Source organism: Streptomyces xanthophaeus (assembly GCF_000725805.1).
In the GTDB taxonomy this organism is placed as follows: domain Bacteria; phylum Actinomycetota; class Actinomycetes; order Streptomycetales; family Streptomycetaceae; genus Streptomyces; species Streptomyces xanthophaeus.
The window spans coordinates 278,915-297,608 of the sequence record NZ_JOFT01000012.1 but is presented as its reverse complement, the minus strand read 5'-3'; the positions used below and the strand labels follow the sequence as shown (position 1 = coordinate 297,608).

The following is an 18,694-nucleotide window of genomic DNA, read 5'->3' as shown; positions in this document are numbered from 1 at the left end:
GTGGTCTCCCAGCGGCGGCCCGGGGCCGTGACGCCGACGCGCCCCGGCTGGACGGTCGATCGGCCCGGCAGGTGATCGTGACCGGAACATGCCCGGCCGCCTGAGATGCTCGGACACCCGGGGCGGGGGACGCCCGGCGCCGAGCTGTGGTGTCACTCGAAAGCGGGCCCGCCGGGGGCCAGTCGGCCGCAGCTCATCCGCGCCCCGGGCGGTCGGCCGGGGACGGCCCGGGCCGGGGACGGGGATGTGCCCGTGCGGCGGCCCGTGCCGTGCAGCTGCGGGCGACCTCGTCGGCGAAGATCCGGGCGGGCGGGCTCAGGGAGCTCCAGCGGCGGACGGCCCAGCCGACGGGCAGCGGCGGCAGGGCGGGGACCGGGACGAGCCGCAGCGGGCCGCCGGTGCCGGGCACCTCCCAGCCGGGCAGCGCGGGCACGACGGCGTGGCCCAGGCCCAGTTCGGCGAGCAGGAGGGCGGTGTCCCAGTCGGCCACGCCGGTGTCGGAGCGGACGTGGACGCCGGAAGCGGCGAAGGCGGCGTCGAGGTGGGCGCGGGAGGCGGAGTTCTCCGGCAGCCGGATGTGGCGGATCCCCGCGAGGTCTCCGAGGCCGATGCGGGCACGGGTGGCGAGGGGGTCCCCGGCGGCGACGGCCAGGACCCAGGGCAGTTCCATGACGGGACGCTGTTCGATGCCGCGGACCGGGCCGCCGATGGTGATCCAGGCGAGGTCCAGGTCGTCCGCGGCGAGGGCGTCGAAGCAGCCGCGGCTGCTGTTCTCGGTCTGGAACTCCAGGCTCACCTCCGGATGGCGGCGGCGGAAGGTGACGACGGCCTCGGACATGAAGTGCCGGACGGTCGTGGCGCCGGTGGTGATGCGTACCGAACCGCCGCCGCCCCGTACGAGCGCGTCCAGGCGGCGCAGGGCCCCGTCGAGACCGGCGAGGCCGTCGGCGGCGGCCGCCTGCAGGATGCGGCCGGCCTCGGTGGGCAGGACGCCGCGGGCGTGGCGTTCCAGGAGGCTCGTGCCGGTCTGCTTCTCCAGCCGGCGGACGTGCTGGCTGACGGCGGACTGGGTGCAACCGAGGTCGCGGGCGACGGCGCTGAGGCTGCCGGCCCGGCAGACGGCCACGAACACGCGCAGATCGTCGAGGGTCACGGCAGTCAACGTACAGGACCCAAGCAATCCCTTGGATTCGAGGAGGAATCCGGAGGATTGACTTGGGTCCCGGGCGGGATCAAGATCGGTGCAGGGCCCGGGCGGCAACCCGTCCCCTTCCTCGCCACGGTCCGGACCCCCGGCGAGGGAGGGGACGGGTGCCGACCCACCGGGCGGTGGGCCGAGCTCGCCCCGTCAGGGGGTGAAGGTCCAGCGCTGGGCGGCCGAGTCCGTGCAGGCGGCGCGGGTGAGCCGGGTGCCGTCGGCCGTGCCGGAGCCCACGGGGGTCAGGCACTGGCCTCCGTTGCGCAGGCTGCTCTGGGCTCCCGCCGTCCAGACCTGCCCGGCGCTCCCGTCGCAGGCCTGGACGGTGACGCGGGCGATCCTCGCGCCGTCGAGGCAGACGCCCGAGAGCCCGGTGAGGCGGCCGTCGGCCTGCAGGGTCCAGCGTTGGTTGGGGCCTCCGTGGCAGGCGTAGAGGGTGGGTTCGGTGCCGGGGGCGGTGGCGCTGTGCGGCAGGTCCAGGCAGCGCGTGGCGGCGGCGTTGACGAGGGTGGCCGAGGCGGGGAGCGGGGCCGGACGGCCGGTGAGCGTGATCTCGGCGGCGCTGGTCCACGGCCCCCGCGCGCCCGCTTCGGTCAGCGCCTTCAGGCGGAGGTAGCGGCCGGCCTTGGCGGACAGGGCGGTGTTCTTGACGGCTGCCGTGTCGGCGAAGGAGCCGGTGGCCACCGGGCTGCCCCAGTCGGCGGTGGTGTCGGAGACGTACACCTCGTAGCTGCCGATCCGGCCGTTGGCCCCGCCGTCCTGGCGGGGCAGGTAGCCGAGGCCGTCCACGGTGTGGCGGGAGCCGAGGTCGATCTGGAGCTCGTGCGGGAGCGGCGCGGGGGCGCCCTGGGACCAGGCCGTGTGCCAGAGGGTGGCCGGGTTCCCGTCGAAGGCGTTGCGGGCGGCGCCGTTCTCGCCGGTGGTCTCCTGGCTGTCGGCGGAAACCAGGGACCAGGCCGAGCGGTCGATGGGCGCGGAGGACGGGATCGCCTGGGGCGTCGGGAGGGTGGTGCCGGTGGCCGACACGCTGAAGGCTCCCGCCTTGGTGCCCGTCTTGACCCACAGGACGCCGGAGCGGTCCGAGGCGTCGAAGAACCAGCCCGATGCCGCCGCCTCGTAGGCGGACTTGGAGCTCAGCCTGGGCAGTGCGGAGCCGTCCGACGTGAGGGCGGTCGGCGCGGAGGCCACGTGCAGGGTGAACTCGTAGCCCCGGGACGCCGGTTTGCCCGCGTAGCTGCCGGTGGGGGCGGAGACGGCGACCGTGACGGTGCCGGAGCCCGTCGTGGGGGCGGTGACGTCCACCTGCTGGCGGGCGTAGGCCCCGGACTGGTGGGCGCGGGTGAGGCCGTCGTCCTCGTAGAGGCTGAAGGAGGAGTTGCCGCGGGGGTGGATGTCGTAGGTGAGGGTGGAGACGGGCTTCTCGCCCGTGTGGTTCATCTGCGGCCACATCGGCACGACGGCGCCGCCCTTGACGAAGAGGGGGAGGGTGTCGAGCGGGGCCTGGTAGCCGTTCAGCCAGCCCGGACCCGCGTACGTGCGGCCCGTCCAGTAGTCCGTCCAGGTGCCGGCGGGCAGGTAGATGCCGTCGCGGACGGTGGTGTCGGACACGACGGGTGCGACCAGGAGGGAGTCGCCGGCCATGAACTGGCCGCTGGTGGCGTTGCCCCGGGCCACAGGGTCGTCGGGGTACTCCAGGACCATCGCGCGGGTGCTGGGGACGCCGCTCTCGTGGGCGGTGCGGCTCATCGTGTACAGGTAGGGCATCAGCCGCATCTTGAGCTGGAGGTACTTGCGGTTGATGGAGAGGTACGGCTCCGCGAACCGCCAGGGCTGCTTGTCGTGGTACCCGGCGGAGGGGCCGGTCGCGCCCCAGCCGGACATGGTCATGAAGGCCGGGGTGAAGGCCTTCCACTGGAGGTCGCGGGTGTAGGTCTTGGGGCTGCCGCCGAAGATGCCGTCGATGTCACCGGCGGCGTAGTTGAGACCGGACAGTCCCGCTCCGGCGATGGCGGGGACGTGCCAGCGCATGTCGTCCCAGGTGCCGTGGGTGTCACCGGTCCAGACGACGGCGTTGCGCTGGGTGCCGGCCCAGCCGTCGACGGTCCACACGTAGCGGCGGGCGTCGGAGTTCTTCTCGATGCCGTCCACGGCCTGCTGGACCCCGTCGAAGGCGTACTTGTAGCCGCTGCCGATCCACGCGACGTCGGTCTTCACGCCCCGGCTGCCGGCCGTGGCCACCTCGTCGGCGATCCCGCCGAGTCCGGTGGAGGTCCACAGGCCGGTCTGGAAGCCCTTGGCCTTCAGCGCGTCCACCGTCGACTTCAGGGGTGCGGTGTAGCCGCAGCCGTAGCCGTCGTTGGGCAGGAACCAGCCGGAGGGCATGTCGGCGGCGCGGGCGTCCGCGGCGTAGCCGACCACGTCCGGGGTGGTCTGGTGGCGCAGGCGCCCGTGATCGCCCTGGTAGTCGGGGTTGGAGGCGTTGAAGCAGTCCGCGTTGCCCAGCTCGAAGCCCCACATCGGTGCCATGAACGGTTTTCCGCTCACGTCGGTGTAGGCGTCCAGGACGGACTTGAGGGAGTCCCCGGTGAAGTACCAGGCGTCGAAGCGGTTCTCGTCGTGGGTCAGGGTGCTGGGGGCGTTGAAGCCGTACGAGCCCGGGGCCCAGGTGTTGCGCATGACGCCGTAGCCGTTGGTCGACATGTAGAAGGGGGCGGGGCTGGCGTTGTCGTTCTCGCGCCACCTGTTGTCGACGGCCACCGGTACGGTCTTGCCGCGCAGCGCCCATTCGCCCAGGCGCAGGCCGGTGCCGTAGAACTGCTCGTCCGCGCCGCGGGCCAGGTACTGGGTGGTCCGGCCGGGGGCGAAGGCGGTGGGCTGGGTCTCCTGCCAGACGAGGGTGGTGTTGTCGGCCCGGTAGACGGAGAACTGCAGCGGGGACTTGTTGACGCGCAGGGAGAGCGCCCCGGTGGTGACCCGGTAGTACGCACCGGCGTCGGTGAAGGAGGTCGCCACGGAACCGAAGTCGGTGGTGGGGGCCAGGTCGGTGCCGGCCGGGTCGTCGGTGAAGCTCCCGTCGGGCGAGAGCCAGAGCCGGAAGATGTCCGCGCGGGCGATGACCAGCCGGGCCTTGGCGCCACTGGAGGTCGTGGCGGTGTACGTGTTCCCGGAGCGGGTGAAGCCGGTCACGTCGCCCGCCGTGGACGTGGCTCCGGAGGGGGCCGCGGTGGCGGGTGACGCCACCGGCCCGGCAACGGCCAGGCCCGCGACGGTGAGGACGGCGGCGAGCAGGGCGGCGGCCGGGGAACGTCGGCGCCGTGCCGTGCGGCGTCGGCTCCTGCGGATGCGCGGCAGTCTCATGGGGCAGCTCCTCGTGCGGTCCGGATCGCGGACACACCTCATTGGCATGCTCCTGGCAACATAGCGCTCCGCGTGAGCCGTTTGAAGGAAGATGCTCGAACTCGACCGACATCAAGCATCTTCGAGCACGTGAATGCGGACGGTCCGCCGCTCAGCAGACCGAGCGATAGGGCAGGTCGGGCACGTTCTCCTCCCACTGCGCAGGGGTGAGGTTCCGGCCGACGCGCTTGCACAACGCACCGGCCACGGCCTTCGGATCGAGGTCGAAGACCCGGTGGGGGTGGTGGGAGGAGGCCACGTGCAGCCGCCCGGCGGGGTCGAAGGCGAGGGCGCGCAGCAGCCCGGCCGATCCGCGCAGCGGGTCCCCGAGGCGGCGCCGGGCGGGGACGTCCCACAGCTGGACCCGGCTGTCGCCCACGATCGCGGCCAGGGTCCTGCCGTCGCGGGAGAAGCGCAGCCCCGACACCCGCCCGCCGAAATCGTCACCGCGGGTGGCGGCCGTACTCGACAGGCCTCCGAGGCGGCGGCGTCCGGCTCCGTCCCAGAGGGTGACCGTGCCCTGGAGGAGGCTCACCGCCAGCACCGAGCCGTCGTCGCTGAACTCCAGGTCCTGGATGATGCCCGGGCCCAGGACGTCCCGCTCCACGGCGCGGGTGGCGAGGTCCACGCGCTCGCCCGCGGAGGTGACCAGGAGGGAGCCGTCCGGGCTGATCGCGAGGTTGTTGGCGCCGACGTCCCCGATCTCGTACACCTGGCTCCCGGTGGCGAGGTCCCACAGCTGCACGGCGCGCCCGGTGCGGCCCGGGCCGGCCTCCTTGCCGACCGCGACGGCCAGGCGTCTGCCGTCCGGGGTGAACGCGAAGCCGCTCACGCCGAAGACGGGACCGGGCAGGGTGAGTTCGGTGCGCAGGCGGTTCTCGCGGACGTCCCACACCGTCACCCGCGGCTTGCGGTCCTCGTGCCAGGACGTGGTGGCGAGGAGCCGGCCGTCGCGCGAGTAGGCGGACCCACCGTCGTCGTCGGCGTCGACCGCTTCGGCGATGGCGGGCATGACCGGGTGGTGCGGCAGGCTGCGGACCTCGCCGTCGTCGGTGGTCCACAGGCGGAAACGGTCCTCCGGATCGTTCTCCGTGGTCCCCACGGTCGCGAGCGTCTCCGCGTCCGGTGCGAAGACGGCGTCCGGGACCTCCGACTTGGCCACCGCGTCCTGGAGTCCGTACGTCAGGTCCAGCGAACGCACCTGCCGGTCCCTGGCCACGTACCGCAGGAGCTTGCCGGCCGGGTCGAAGGCGAGGGACAGGTTCATGGCCTTGCCGTCCGTCTCGATCCGGGGGTAGCTGAGCAGGACGGACGAGGACGAGGTGGCCTTGTCGACCCACACCCTCAGCTGGGTCTCGGTGACCTCGACGGCCAGGGTCCCGTCGGGGCTGAGGACCGCCACCGACTCCGCGCCGAACTCACGCACCTGGGTGCGGGTGTTCACGTCCCACAGGACGGACATGCCGCCCCTGTTCGTGTGGACGAGGCGTTTTCCGTCCGCGCTGAACTCCAGCCGCTGGTCGTCGTCACAGGTGCCCGCGCCCGAGTTGGGCGGCGGGACCAGCCCCACGGCCCGCCGGCTGGCCAGGGGGTACAGCTGCACGCTCCCGCCCGGCGTGCAGTACGCGTAGGTCGCGCCGTCGGGCGACAGGGCGACGGGCCCGCTCCCCGGCACGCGCAGCACCGGCTGCCCGGAGCGGCCGTCGACGAGCACCACCTCGGTGGGGGTGCTCGTGGCCACCGCGACCAGGGCGGCCTCCCGGGAGACCGCGAGGACGTTCGGTGTCGCGTGGTCGGCCAGGAGCAGCCGTCCCGCCGCGCCGGACTTGAGGTCCATCAGCTGGACGCCCTTGATCATGGGCTGCACCGCGACGGCCCCGGAGGGGTCCACATAGGCCGGCAGGTCCGGTGTGCCCTCGGGCAGTTCCGCCCTGCCCGTGCGCTTGCCGGTGACCACGTCCCAGATCTCCACGCTCTCCTGGGCGGCGATCACGGCCAGGGTCCGGCCGTCGAGCAGGGCGTCCGCGTGGTCGGCGTAGTAGCCGGTCGACACCCGGCCCAGATTGTTCGCGACGCCGCGCTCGTCCTGGCCCAGGGATCCGTACAGCGCGGCCCGTGCGTCGTCGACCGGGGCGATCCGCCAGGCCGCGACGCTCAGCAGGGCGGCGGTGTCGGGATCCGTGGTGCGCAGGCTCTCGGCGATGGAGGCCAGCGTACGGGCGGACGCCTGGCGGGCCCGTTCGTCCCCGACGCGCTTCTGCTGCCAGGCGACCAGGCCCGCCACCAGCGCGAGGGACAGCAAGGCAGCCACGCCCGCGCGCAGCCGCCGGGTGCGCCGGCGGCGCTCTGCGGCGGCCCGGCCGCAGGCCTCCAGGAACTCGTTCTCCAGCCGGCTCGCGCGCAGGCGGCCGGGGGCCCCGGCCGCGCAGGCGCGCGCCGCCTCCGCAACGCTGCCCGCGGGGAGGTCCTCGGGCCGCCTCCCCTGCCGGTCCCAGTGCGCGGCGGCCGCCGTGAGCCAGCGCAGCAGGAGCAGGGCGGCGCGGTCCTGGTCCACCCAGTCGCGCAGCCGGGGCCAGGCGCGGAGCAGGCCGAGGCCGCACATGCGGGCGGCGCCGTCCTCCAGGACGAGGATGCGGGCGACGGCGAGCGAGTCGAAGGCGTCGCGCAGCGCGCCGCGTTCCTCGTACGGGCGGCCGTCGAGCCATTCCGCCGTGGCGGCGGTGCGCAGGGTGTCCTGGGAGCCGTCGGGGGCGCTGCCGGGGACGATGAGCCGGAGCAGGATCTCCCGGACGGCCTCGCCGACCGCCTCCGGCAGGCGCGCGTACATCGTCTCCGCGGCCTCGCCGGGTGCGGGCTCGTCCGCACCGCCGGTGGCGTCGCGCAGCCGCTCGGCGTCCCTGCGCCCCGCGGCGAGCAGATCGGCGTCGGGCTCGTCCTGCGGGCCGCCGAGCATCCCCAGCAGGAGGGCGGTCGCGGTGGGGCGGTCCGCCGGGGACTTGGCCAGGGCCCGGCCGACCAGCTCGCGCAGCGCGGACGGCAACGGGGAGAGGTCGGGATGGTGTTCGGTGACCCGGACGACGACCTCGCCGATGTTCTCGCCGCGGAAGGGGTCGCGTCCGGTGGCCGCGAACAGCATCACGGCGCCCCAGGCGAAGACGTCGGCGGCGGCGTCGGCGCGCTGTCCGGTCAGCACCTCGGGGGCCATGTAGCCGGGCGTGCCCATGAGGTGGCCGGTGGCGGTGCGGGACATGTCGTCGGTGCGGGCGATGCCGAAGTCGATGACGCGGGGACCGTCGGGGCCGAGGAGGATGTTGTCCGGTTTGAGGTCGCGGTGGACGACGCCCGCGCGGTGGATGGCGGCCAGTGCGGTGGCGGCGCCGGTGGCCAGGCGCACCAGTGCATCGCCGGTGAGCGGTCCGGTGTCGCGGACGGCCTTGCGCAGGTCCCGTCCGGGGACGAACTCGCTGACGATGTAGGGACGTTCGCCGTCGAGGCCGCTTTCGAGCACCCGGGCGGTGCAGAAGGACTCCACGCGCTGCGCGGCGAGCACCTCCTTGGCGAAGCGGCCCGCAATGTCGGGGCGGGCGACGAGTTCGGGGCGCAGGACCTTGACGGCCACGCGTTGGCCCGCCTCGTCATAGGCCTCGTACACGGTGCCCTGGCCGCCCGCGCCCAGGCGGGCGGCCAGCCAGTAACCGGCGATGCGCTCCGGGTCCTCGGTCGTGAGCAACTCGGCCATTTCTCCCCCTTGTTCGGCGTCCCCCGATGCGCCGCGCGGAGGCTACCAAGCGGCCCGACCGCCCGGAAGGGGCCCTGGTGGTGCGCCGCATCGCGGACCACCAGGGGCTACGGACCCTGACGCCGAGGCCGCGGACCGGGTGCCGGCCTGCGGCGTGCTCCCGTCAGGCTCCGGGCCCGTAGGGCGGCAGGACCGCCAGCACCGGCGCGGCGGGCGAGGAGGCCCGGTGGCCGCAAGGGTCGAAGGCCAGCACCACCGGCTCGCCGGGGCGCTGCCGCCAGGAGATCCGCTGCGGCGCCCGGTCGCACACCGGGCAGCAGGGGAGCGGGCCCGGCCCCGGCTCCGGAGCCGGGCCCGGAACCGGCAGGCGCTCGGGTGCGGCCGCGAAGGGCGAGGAGTGCGGATCGCGCATGGAGGCTCCCTGGTCGTGCGGTTGGACTGATGGCACTGTGCCACGGACCGCCCCTCCTCCGCACGGGCGAATCATCCAGTGTTTGCGCTGGTCAGAGGTGTGGTCGCCAGGCGGATTCCGGTCTTCTTGGGGGCACTTGGTGATCAACCGCTCCCGTCACCGGCCTCCACCAGGCCCGATTCGTAAGCGGCGATCACCGCCTGGGCCCGGTCGCGGACGCCCAGCTTGCCGAAGATGCCGGTGATGTGGTTCTTGACCGTGGAGACGCTGATGTCCAGTTCGCGGGCGATCTCCGCGTTGTCCAGGCCGGTGGCCAGCAGCTGCCATATCTCCCGTTCCCGCGGAGTCAGGTCGGCCGGGGCCGCCCCGGCCGTGGGGCGCGGGCGCGCGGGGGTCCGGACGTAGGCGCGGATGAGCCGCGTCAGCAACCGCGGCGCGACGGCCGCCTCCCCGGCGTGGACGATGCGGACGGCCGCGCTCAGCTCCTCCGGGGAGATGTCCTTGGGCAGGAAGCCGTACGCGCCGGCCCGCAGGGCCGCGACCACGTACTCGTCCATGTCGAAGGTGCTGAGGGCCAGGACCCGGGTCTGCGGGAGGGTGCGGGCCAGTTCCTCCGTGGCTCCGACCCCGTCGAGGACCGGCATCCGGATGTCCATGACGACCACGTCCGGCCGCAGCTCCCGGGCGAGGGCGACGGCGCGGGCGCCGTCCTCGGCCTCGCCCACGACCTCGAACTCCGGGTCGGGGCCCAGGATCAGGGCCAGGCCGCGCCGCACCAGCGGCTGGTCGTCGGCTATGAGCACACGGATCATCGGTTCCGTTCCCCTCCCTTGCCGCCCCCGGAGCCGCCCGGGACCGGGAGGCGGGCCGCCACCCTGAAGCCGCCGCCGGCGAGGGCGGCGGCCTCCAGGGTGCCGCCCTGCAGGGCGACGCGTTCGTGCATACCGATCAGACCGTACCCGGAGCGGCGCTGCCCGGAGCGGGCGGCGGGCGGCGGGGCTCCCGCCCCGTCGTCCCGTACCTCCACGGCGACTTCGCCCGGTGCGTAGGTGAGCCGTACCCGGGCCCGGGCCTCCCCGGCGTGCTTGCGGGTGTTGGTCAGGGCCTCCTGCACGATCCGGAAGACGGTCAGCCCCACGGACGGCGGCAGCGGCCGGACGGGGCCGTCGACGGTGAACTCCGTGTCCGTACCGGCCAGCCGCGCCTCGGTGATGATCCGGTCGAGGTCGCCCGCGCCCGGCTGGGGCGCCGTGGGTGCGGTTTCGGCCTCCTCCCCCGCCCGCAGGACGTCGAGCAGCTGGCGCATCTCGCGCAGCGCCATCCGCCCGGAGTCCTCCAGGGTCACCAGGGCCTCGCGCGCCACCTGCGGGTCGTACGCCAGGTTGGCCCTCGCACCACCGGCCATCAGCTGCATGGTGGTGATGTGGTGGGCGACGATGTCGTGCAGTTCGCGGGCGATCCGGCGGCGCTCCTCGGCCACCGCGCGCTCGGCCCGCAGCAGTTGGTGGGCCTCGGCCTCCCGCTGCCGCCGGTTCATGACCACGGCCGAACCGGCGACCAGCAGCACGACCGCCGCATTGGCGGCGACTCCCCAGCCGGGCGGCAGCAGCATGCCGCCCTGGCCCACCGAGGGCAGGGGCACGGCCATGAGACAGGCCGCCGCGGCCACCTCGGGACGGCGGAACCTGACGACCGCGTACAGGGCGACGGCCAGGCTGAGCGGGAAGTGCGGTGAGGGCACCGGGATCGCCAGGTTGGGCACCACGCCCAGTACCAGGACCACGCCGAGCACGGTCACGGGGTGGCTGCGCCGGGCCACCAGGGACAGCGCCGCCAGGACGAGCGCGAGGGCCGCCGCGAGCGTGAGGGCCACCTCGTCGGACGGGTCCCCCTGTGAGAAGCCCACCAGGTCGACCCCGGCGGCCGCGATGGCCATCAGCGCGTCGTGGCGCGTCCAGGTCAGTCTGTCGGCGCCCTTGTCCATCACGGCCGGTCCTCCCCCGCCGGCCGTCCCTCCCGGCCCGTGCCGGAAGGCGCGCGGCCGGTCCCCGTGATCCATTCTGGCACCGGCCGCGCCCCCTGCCACCGGCCCGGGGTCGGGGCCCGGACCAGGACCGGAGTACTGGTCCGGGACCGCGGCCGGACCCTGGTCCCGGCGTGCGGCTCCTCCTGTGCCCGGACGCGGCGGCCCCCTCCCGCCTGATGGTCTGGAGGCCGGCCGGGAGACCCCGGCCCGCTTCACCGCGCATGCAACCGGAGGAACATCTTGATCCGCGCCCTGACCGGATTCTCGACGAGAAGTCCCTGGAAGGTGATCGCCGTATGGGCCGTGCTCGGCATCGCGCTGACCTTCCTCGGCCAGGCCCTGGTCCACCGCGTCACGCAGACCAGCGGCGGGGAGTTCCTGCCCTCCTCCTACGACTCGGCCGCCGCCCTGAAGGTGGCCGAGGAGAAGTTCGGGGTGAAGCCCGGTGCCAACCCGCTGACCGTCCTGGTGGCCCGCGCGGACGGCGCACCGCTGGAGGCGGCCGACGAGCGGCGCATCGACGAGGGGGCTGCGGCGCTGGCCCGGCACCGGGTCGTCATGCCCCCGTCGGAGAAGGACCTGTTCTTCTCCCCCGACCATTCCCAGGTCCCCCTGGTCAGTCCCGCCATGACGGCCCCCGACCGCAGCTTCCGGCTGCTGTCCGTGGAGCTGAAGGGCAACTCCCAGGACCCCCGGGTGCACGACACCTACCGGGCCTTCCGCGAGCACGCCCGGGCCGAGTTCGAGCGGGCCGGACTGCGGACCGGGTTCACCGGCGGGCTCGCCGACACCGTGGACGGCGCCGACGCCGGGAAGACGCGGGCCACGGTCATCGGCATCGTGATGCTCGCCGTCATCGTGCTGCTGCACGTCCTGGTGTTCCGCAGTCTGCTCACAGCCCTGCTGCCGCTGCTCGTGGTGAGCATCGTCGGCGGGGCGGCCACGGGGACGGTGGTCGGGGTCGCGGCACTGACCGGGATCGGTCTCGACCCCTCCACCCCTCAGCTGATCAACGTCGTCCTGGTCGGCATCGGCATCGACTACTTCCTCTTCCTGCTGTTCCGCTTCCGCGAGCAGTTGCGACGGCGGCCGGAGCAGTCCGGGCGGGACGCCGCGGCCGAGGTCGCCGGACGGGTGGGGACGGCGGTGACCTCGGCGGCCCTGACCATCGTCGCCGCGTTCGCCACGCTGGCCGTCGCCTCCTTCGGGCAGTTCCGGGTGCTCGGTCCGGCCGTCGCCGTGTCCGTGCTGGTGATGCTGCTGGGCAGCCTCACCCTGATGCCCGCCCTGCTCGCCGTCTCCGGGCGCCGGATGTTCTGGCCCTCGCGCTCGCTGCGGCGGGAGCCCCGCGGGGGCAGCGCCGCACGGCTGGGCGACCGGCTGGCCGAGCGCCCGCTGGCGGCGGCCCTGGCCTGCGTGGCGCTGCTCGGCGCCCTGGCCGCGGGGACGGCCGGGATGAGGATGGACTACGGGCCCGGCGACAGCGGGGAGCGCACGGCCGCCGCGGTCACCGCGGCCGAGGTGTCCCGGGCCCTGCCCGCGGGGGTGTCGGACCCGGTGACCGTCTTCGTCACCGCGCCGGACGCGGGCGCGCTCGCCGGGAACGCGCTCGGCACGCTGGCCGGGGCACTGGGGAAGGTGGACGGTGTGGGCCGGGTCGCCCCGGCCGTGCTGAGCGAGGACCGGCTGGCGGCGCGGATCGACCTCTTCCCGAACGCCGGACCGCACAGCCAGGAGGCCCGTGACCTGGTCTCCGGTCCGGTCCGGGAGGCGGTCGCCGCCCACCGGCCCGCGGGTACCGAGGCCCATGTGGGCGGTACCTCTGCGGTGTTCGCGGACATCGCGACCGCGGTGGACAAGGACCTGAGGGTGGTCTTCCCGGTGGCCGCGGTACTGATCGGACTGATCCTGGTGGTGCTGCTGCGGAGCCTGCTCGCGCCGCTGGTCCTGCTGCTCGCGGTGGGTCTGGGGTTCGCCGCGACGCTGGGGGCCTCGGCCCTGGTCTTCCAGCACGCGCTGGACGGGCCGGGGGTGGCCTTCACGCTCCCGCTGATCCTGTTCCTGTTCGTGGTCGCGCTGGGCACCGACTACAACATCCTGGTGAGCGACCGGATCCGGGAGGAGATGGAGCGGCCCGGTCCGGCCCGTGCGGCCGTGGCCCGGGCGGTGCGGCACACCGCCCCGGCCGTCGCGACCGCCGGGGTGGTGCTGGCCGTGTCCTTCGGCAGCCTCGCCGTCAGCCCGTCACCGGCCACCCAGCAGATCGGCTTCGCGACGGGGCTCGGGATCATGCTCTCGGCGTTCGTCCTGTCGATCGTCCTGGTGCCCGCCTGCGCGGTGCTGCTGGGCCGGTCCCTCTGGTGGCCCGCACGGCCGCGGCCCGCGGAACGGCCCGTGGGGACGCGGCCCGACGGGCAGTGGCCCGGCAGCGAGCGGCCCGACGGGCAGTGGCCCGGGGCTCCGGCGGACGGGCCTGGCCCGCGGCCGGAGCAGGTCCCGGTGCGCTGAAACGCCGGTGCGCGCGAGCCCGTACGGCCCCGGGCGGGGTTCGTACGGGCTCGCGCGCACCGGCGTGGGCGGTGTCAGGGCAGCCGGAGGGCGCAGGGGCACCCGTTCGGCGTCACGGCAGCCGGTCGACCTCGGGGTGGTCGGCCAGCCAGGCGCGGACCGCCTGCTGTTCCTTGCCCTTGCCCGTCTCCTGGATCTTCGCCTCCAGGCCGGTGAGCTGCTCCTCGGTGAGCTTGAACGAGCGCAGCCACTCGGCCACCTCGGGCTCGTCGGCGGCGAAGCCCTTGCGGGCCAGGGTGTGGATCCCGTCTCCGGCGCCCCAGACGCCCTTGGGGTCCTCCAGCTTGGTCAGTTCGTACGAGGAGTAGGCCCAGTGCGGCGACCACAGCACGGCCACCACGGGTTCCTTCTTGTCGTAGGCCCGCTTGAGTTCGGCGAGCATGCCGGGGGTGGAGCCGTCGACGACCTGGTACTCGGCATCCAGCCCGTACTCCTTGAGGACCTTGTCCTTGAGGATCGCCATCGCGCCGGCGCTCGGCTCGATGCCGATGATCCGGCCCTTGAACTGACCGGACTTGCCCTTCAGGTCGGCGAGGGAGCGGACGTCCTTCACGTACGAGGGGACGGACAGCTCCAGGGAGGTGGGGCCGTACCAGGAACCGAGGTCCTCCAGCTTGTTGCCGTACTTCTCCCAGTACTGGGCGTGGGTGACGGGCAGCCAGGCATCGGTCTGGAAGTCGAGCTGGCCTCCGGCCAGGCCGGTGTAGAGGGCGCCCGCCTCCAGCTGGCGGGCGTCGACCTTGAAGCCCCGGCGTTCGAGGAGCTCCTTCCACAGGAAGGTGGAGGCGATGCCCTCGTCCCACGGGATGTAGCCGACGGAGAGGGTACGGCCCTTGCCGATGTCCGCGGCCCCGGCCGGACCGTCCTCGCGGGCGGAGCCGCCGAAGGTGTTCAGGCCTCCCGCGACGAGGGCCAGGACGACGGCCCCGCTGATCGCGTACGCGGGCTGGGGGCGATGGTTCCAGACCTTGGCCGCGCCGGTGGCGGCGGCCCGCGCCTTGGCCAGCGTACGGCGGCCGATCGGGGAGACCTGGCGGCCCAGTGCCCCGGTCATCCGGTCCAGGTACATGGCGAGGATGACGATGGAGATGCCGGCCTCGAAGCCGAGGCCGATGTCGACGTTGCCGATCGCCTTGTAGACCGCTCCGCCGAGCCCGCCGCCGCCGACCATGCCGGCGATGACGACCATGGACAGGCCCAGCATGATGACCTGGTTGACGCCCGCCATGACGGTGGGCAGCGCCAGCGGGAGCTGGACGCGTACGAGGGTGTCGCGCGGGCTCGTGCCGAAGGCCTCGGCGGCCTCGACCAGTTCCGCGTCGACCTGGCGGATGCCGAGCTCGGTCATCCGTACGCCCGGCGGCAGCGAGAAGATGATGGTGGCGATGATGCCGGGCACCACGCCCACGCCGAAGAAGATGATGCCGGGGATCAGGTAGACCATGGCCGGCATGGTCTGCATGAAGTCCAGGACCGGTCGCAGGACCGCGCTCACCCGGTCGGAGCGCGAGGCCCAGATGCCCAGCGGGATCGCGAAGACCAGCGTGACGAGGGTGGCGACCAGGACCAGGGACAGGGTCGACATGGCGTCTTCCCACAGGCCCACCGCGTCGACGAGCGCGAATCCCGCGAAGGCGAGCAGGCCCGCGAGCAGGCCGCGCAGCCACCAGGCCCCGACGGCGAGGATGCCCGCGAAGAGCAGCGGGGCGGGGGCGGAGAGGACGGCGTCGATGCCGTCGTAGAGGCCGGTGACGAGCGCGCTGATGGCGTCGAACAGCCAGGACAGGTGCTGCTGGAGGAAGTCGACACCGCTGTCGACCCAGGCGCCGAGGTGGAGGCGGGGCATCAGGCAGCCACCTCCGAGCAGGCCATCGGGGGCCGTTGTTCGTCGCCGATGAAGGCGACGATGCGGTCCTGCGGCACGGAGCCGACGACGGCGCCGTCCGCGTCGGTGACGGCGACCGGGTGCGGGACCCGGGCGCTGACGGAGCACAGTTCCGCGAGCGGGGTGTCGGCGCTGACGGTGGGGCAGTCGCAGGCGTCGGCGCCGGCGTCGGCCTCGTCCATGACGGCGTCGGCGGTGAGCACGCGCGAGCGGTCCACGTCCTGGATGAAGGAGGCGACGTACTCGTCGGCCGGGCGCATGAGGATGTCCTCCGCGGTGCCCTGCTGGACGATGCGGCCGTCGCGCATCACCGCGATGGCGTCGCCCAGGCGCATGGCCTCGTTGAGGTCGTGGGTGATGAAGACGATCGTCTTCTTGAGGCGGTGCTGGAGCTCCAGCAGCTGGTCCTGCATGTCACGGCGGATCAGCGGGTCGAGCGCGCTGAAGGACTCGTCCATCAGCAGCAGGTCCGCGTCGGTGGCCAGGGCGCGGGCCAGGCCGACGCGCTGCTGCATGCCGCCGGAGAGCTCGTCGGGCCAGGACTTCTCCCAGCCTTCGAGGCCGCACAGGGCCAGGGCCTCGGTGGCGCGCCGTTCGCGTTCGGCCCGGGGCACGCCCTGGACCTCCAGCCCGTAGGCCGCGTTCTCCAGGACGTCCCGGTGCGGGAAGAGGGCGAAGTGCTGGAAGACCATGCTGATCTTCGTGGACCGTACGCGGCGCAGCTCGCGCGCGCCGAGCGCGGTGAGGTCCTGGCCGTCGAAGAGGATGCGCCCCGCGGTGGGCTCCAGCAGTCCGTTGAGCATGCGCAGCAGCGTGGACTTGCCGGATCCCGACAGACCCATGACGACGAATATCTGTCCGGGCTCGACGCTGAAGGAGGCGTCGATGACCGCGGCCGTGGTTCCGCCGGACCGCAGCTCGTCGCGGCCGCTGCCGCCTTCGAGCGCGCGGACCGCGGCCACGGTGTCGTCGGGGTGTCTTCCGAACACCTTGTACACGTGCTCGGCCTGGAGCGTGGACACATACACCTCGCGGGTCGTACCGGTGACGGCCCGCACCGGCGGGGCCGGCGGGCCGTGGAGCGGGACGGGATCGGCCCGCGTGCGCCGTGCCCTCCGGCCCCGAGGCCGGAGGGCACAGGTCCGCTCCAGCCCCGCTGGTGCCCGGCATTCACCCGAGCAAACCCCCGGGTGACCCACCTCACGTGGCGGGCTCCCTGGGAGTCGTGGGGCGCGGAGGACCGGCCACCGAGGTGTGACACGTACAACACCCTCGGACGGGCCGGCCGGCAGGAGTCTGCCGGGCCGGCCCGTCCGAGGGTGTCGTGTGCGCAGTGGGCCCGTATCGGGGCCGGGCCGCGTCAGCCCTGGGCGGAGCCCGCTGCGGCCGGGGCCGTGTCGGGGTCCTCCAGCATGGAGGAGCGCAGGTGGGCCAGGAGCCGGGTGAGCAGGCGGGAGACCTGCATCTGCGAGATGCCGAGCTCCGCGCCGATCTGCGCCTGGGTCAGCTCTTCGCCGAAGCGCATCTGGAGCATCCGGCGCTCGCGGTCGGTGAGCTGCTCCAGCAGCGGGGCGAGGGTCTGGATGTCCTCGACCAGCTCCATGGCGGGCTCTTCCTCGCCCATGACGTCGGCCAGGGTGTGGCCCTCGGTCGAGCCGTCGCCGTGTTCGGCGTGCGGGGCGTCGAGGGAGCCGCTGGTGTGGCCGTTGGCGGCGACCAGGCCCTCGACGACCTCCTCGTGCGAGAGGCCGAGGTGCTCGGCGAGGTCCGCGACAGTGGGCGACCGGTCGAGCGTGGTGGTCAGCTCCTCCTTGGCCTTGGCTATGTCGATGCGCAGCTCCTGGAGCCGGCGCGGGACACGGACGGCCCACGTGGTGTCGCGGAAGTGCCGCTTGATCTCACCTGTGATGTACGGCATGGCGAGCGTGGAGAACTCGTTCTCGCGGGCCGGGTCGAACCGGTCGATGGCCTTGATCAGACCGATCGTGCCGACCTGGACGATGTCCTCCATGTCGCCGCTCTCGCCGCGGCCGCGGAAGCGGCGCACGGCGTACTGCACGAGTGAGGCGTTCATCTCAATCAGGGTGTTGCGGACGTACTGGTACTCGGGCGTGCCCTCAGTCAGTTCGCGCAGCCTCCGGAAGAAGACCTTGGACAGCTCCCTCGCGTCGGAGGGGGCCACCTCTCGGGGTTCTTCGATCCGGGGCACACCGGCGATCCGTGCGGCCTCCGCACTGCGGCGGGGGCAGGGGACGGTGGCGGAGGCGACCGGAGCGGCGGGGGTGGTGACTGCGGTGCTGTGGGGGGACGGGGCAGGGACCGGCATGGGTTCGCTCCTTGGGCTTGTCGGCTTTCGGCGCGGGGACCTTGACTGCGGTAGATGGTGGCCCTCTTCTGCTCGTACGTCAAGAATTACCTGAAATCCGTTTCACGTCTTGCAACACATGAATCCCCTAACGCATCATGAACGCATGGGGAGTATGTCGCACCGTCAAAACTGGACATTCCTGACGAATCACGCACGCGTCCTGGTGACCCTCGCCCGGGACCCGGGCGTTCGGCTCAGGGACGTCGCCGCGGTCTGCCAGCTGACCGAACGGACCGTGCAGACGATCGTCACGGACCTCGAGGCGGACGGGTACCTGCGGCGCGTCCGCGACGGCCGCCGCAACCGCTACGAGATCTCCACCGGAGCGGTCTTCCGCCACCCCGCCGAGGCGGGGGTCCAGGTGGCCGGGCTGCTCGCCCTCCTCACCGGGGCCGCGGCGGACCCCGACGCCCCGTCACTCGCCCCGGACGTCACCGCCCCGGAGGCCACGGACCTCCTCGACCTCCCCACGACCGCGGACCCGGCCCCGGCCTCAACCCAGGACCGGACCGCGGACCTGGCCACCGGACAGGTGCTGACGCGGCCGCCCGCGCCTGCGACCGGCGGGCCCGAGCGGCACTCCGGCGACGGACGTCAGCCCGCCCAGCAGTAGAGGCGGTGCCCCCGTCCGCCGGCCGCGCGGGCCAGGGTCCCGAGGCCTGTCAGGATCTCGGCAGCGAGTTCGGGGTCGACCGGTTCGCCGTCCCGCGCCCGCAGACCGGCCCACGACGCCGACGCCTCGACCAGCCGCGGCGCGCTTGCCTGCGCGAGGGCCTCGACAAGGCCGCCGGACAACGCGAGGACGAGGCCGCCCTCCCCGTCCTCACCCGCGATGACGCGCGGCTCCCCGGCCTCCGCCAGCTCCTCGAAACGACTCCCGGACAACAGGCACTCCCATGCGAGCACGGCCTCTTCCGGATCGAAGTTGCCGTAGGAGAGGCACTCGTGGAGGCCTCCCGGTCCGAAACCGGCAACGAGGGCGGCCGAGGCCTCGTCAGGTGCGGCGAAGAACGTCACGAGGGTGCTCACAGGCATGACTCCTGGTTCAGGACGTGGCCGGATTCGGGCGCACCGGCGGTACCGCCTCACCCTGCCACTCCCG

General features: G+C 73.5%; 12 protein-coding genes. 2 read left to right on the top strand and 10 right to left on the bottom strand.

Annotated features, from left to right (window positions below; translation table 11 throughout):
• Positions 1-193: 193 nt before the first annotated feature.
• From IO30_RS0107195 to IO30_RS0107170, 6 genes are all read right to left on the bottom strand, one after another.
• Complete coding sequence (locus IO30_RS0107195; protein ID WP_051858989.1) at positions 194-1,153, bottom strand: LysR family transcriptional regulator; 960 nt, start codon at positions 1,151-1,153, stop codon at positions 194-196.
• A 195-nt stretch (positions 1,154-1,348) separates the two neighbouring features.
• Complete coding sequence (locus IO30_RS40190) at positions 1,349-4,555, bottom strand: TIM-barrel domain-containing protein (RefSeq protein WP_078904592.1); 3,207 nt, start codon at positions 4,553-4,555, stop codon at positions 1,349-1,351.
• A gap of 151 nt (positions 4,556-4,706) precedes the next feature.
• Complete coding sequence (locus IO30_RS0107185) at positions 4,707-8,333, bottom strand: WD40 repeat domain-containing serine/threonine protein kinase (RefSeq protein ID WP_031140427.1); 3,627 nt, start codon at positions 8,331-8,333, stop codon at positions 4,707-4,709.
• 163 nt (positions 8,334-8,496) lie between these two features.
• On the bottom strand, positions 8,497-8,745 hold the full coding sequence (locus tag IO30_RS0107180; RefSeq protein ID WP_031140425.1) for a hypothetical protein: 249 nt from the start codon (positions 8,743-8,745) through the stop codon (positions 8,497-8,499).
• A gap of 143 nt (positions 8,746-8,888) precedes the next feature.
• Positions 8,889-9,557: a response regulator gene (locus IO30_RS0107175; RefSeq protein WP_031152813.1), complete on the bottom strand. Its 669-nt coding sequence runs from the start codon at positions 9,555-9,557 to the stop codon at positions 8,889-8,891.
• Positions 9,554-10,729: a sensor histidine kinase gene (locus IO30_RS0107170; protein WP_051858990.1), complete on the bottom strand. Its 1,176-nt coding sequence runs from the start codon at positions 10,727-10,729 to the stop codon at positions 9,554-9,556. The genes IO30_RS0107175 and IO30_RS0107170 overlap by 4 nt, the downstream gene beginning before the upstream one ends.
• Positions 10,730-11,056: 327 nt before the next feature.
• Between IO30_RS0107170 and IO30_RS0107165 the strand changes: the two genes are divergently transcribed.
• A complete protein-coding gene (locus IO30_RS0107165) occupies positions 11,057-13,279 on the top strand; it encodes an MMPL family transporter (RefSeq protein ID WP_051902018.1) in 2,223 nt (740 codons plus the stop codon).
• Positions 13,280-13,391: 112 nt separating this feature from the next.
• Here IO30_RS0107165 and IO30_RS0107160 read toward each other — a convergent pair whose 3' ends face one another.
• From IO30_RS0107160 to IO30_RS0107150, 3 genes are all read right to left on the bottom strand, one after another.
• Complete coding sequence (locus tag IO30_RS0107160; RefSeq protein ID WP_031140420.1) at positions 13,392-15,185, bottom strand: ABC transporter permease/substrate binding protein; 1,794 nt, start codon at positions 15,183-15,185, stop codon at positions 13,392-13,394.
• The gene (locus tag IO30_RS0107155) at positions 15,185-16,246 is read right to left on the bottom strand and encodes a quaternary amine ABC transporter ATP-binding protein (protein ID WP_037893402.1); all 1,062 of its coding nucleotides are present in this window, start codon (positions 16,244-16,246) and stop codon (positions 15,185-15,187) included. The genes IO30_RS0107160 and IO30_RS0107155 overlap by 1 nt, the downstream gene beginning before the upstream one ends.
• A gap of 338 nt (positions 16,247-16,584) precedes the next feature.
• On the bottom strand, positions 16,585-17,550 hold the full coding sequence (locus IO30_RS0107150) for an RNA polymerase sigma factor SigF (RefSeq protein WP_051858991.1): 966 nt from the start codon (positions 17,548-17,550) through the stop codon (positions 16,585-16,587).
• A 118-nt stretch (positions 17,551-17,668) separates the two neighbouring features.
• Here IO30_RS0107150 and IO30_RS48035 point away from each other — a divergent pair, with 118 nt between their 5' ends.
• Positions 17,669-18,205, top strand: a complete 537-nt coding sequence (locus tag IO30_RS48035) for a MarR family transcriptional regulator (RefSeq protein WP_425338104.1) — start codon at positions 17,669-17,671, stop codon at positions 18,203-18,205.
• Here IO30_RS48035 and IO30_RS0107140 read toward each other — a convergent pair.
• Positions 18,187-18,621: a hypothetical protein gene (locus tag IO30_RS0107140; protein WP_031152821.1), complete on the bottom strand. Its 435-nt coding sequence runs from the start codon at positions 18,619-18,621 to the stop codon at positions 18,187-18,189. The genes IO30_RS48035 and IO30_RS0107140 overlap by 19 nt on opposite strands.
• Between the last annotated feature and the right edge of the window lie 73 nt (positions 18,622-18,694).

Excerpts from the sequence above, each read along its gene's own strand:
- IO30_RS40190 (WP_078904592.1), bottom strand. The coding sequence starts at position 4,555 with ATGAGACTGCCGCGCATCCGCAGGAGCCGACGCCGCACGGCACGGCGC.
- IO30_RS0107185 (WP_031140427.1), bottom strand. The coding sequence starts at position 8,333 with ATGGCCGAGTTGCTCACGACCGAGGACCCGGAGCGCATCGCCGGTTAC.
- IO30_RS0107180 (WP_031140425.1), bottom strand. The coding sequence starts at position 8,745 with ATGCGCGATCCGCACTCCTCGCCCTTCGCGGCCGCACCCGAGCGCCTG.
- IO30_RS0107175 (WP_031152813.1), bottom strand. The coding sequence starts at position 9,557 with ATGATCCGTGTGCTCATAGCCGACGACCAGCCGCTGGTGCGGCGCGGC.
- IO30_RS0107170 (WP_051858990.1), bottom strand. The coding sequence starts at position 10,729 with ATGGACAAGGGCGCCGACAGACTGACCTGGACGCGCCACGACGCGCTG.
- IO30_RS0107160 (WP_031140420.1), bottom strand. The coding sequence starts at position 15,185 with ATGCCCCGCCTCCACCTCGGCGCCTGGGTCGACAGCGGTGTCGACTTC.
- IO30_RS0107150 (WP_051858991.1), bottom strand. The coding sequence starts at position 17,550 with ATGCCGGTCCCTGCCCCGTCCCCCCACAGCACCGCAGTCACCACCCCC.
- IO30_RS48035 (WP_425338104.1), top strand. The coding sequence starts at position 17,669 with ATGAATCCCCTAACGCATCATGAACGCATGGGGAGTATGTCGCACCGT.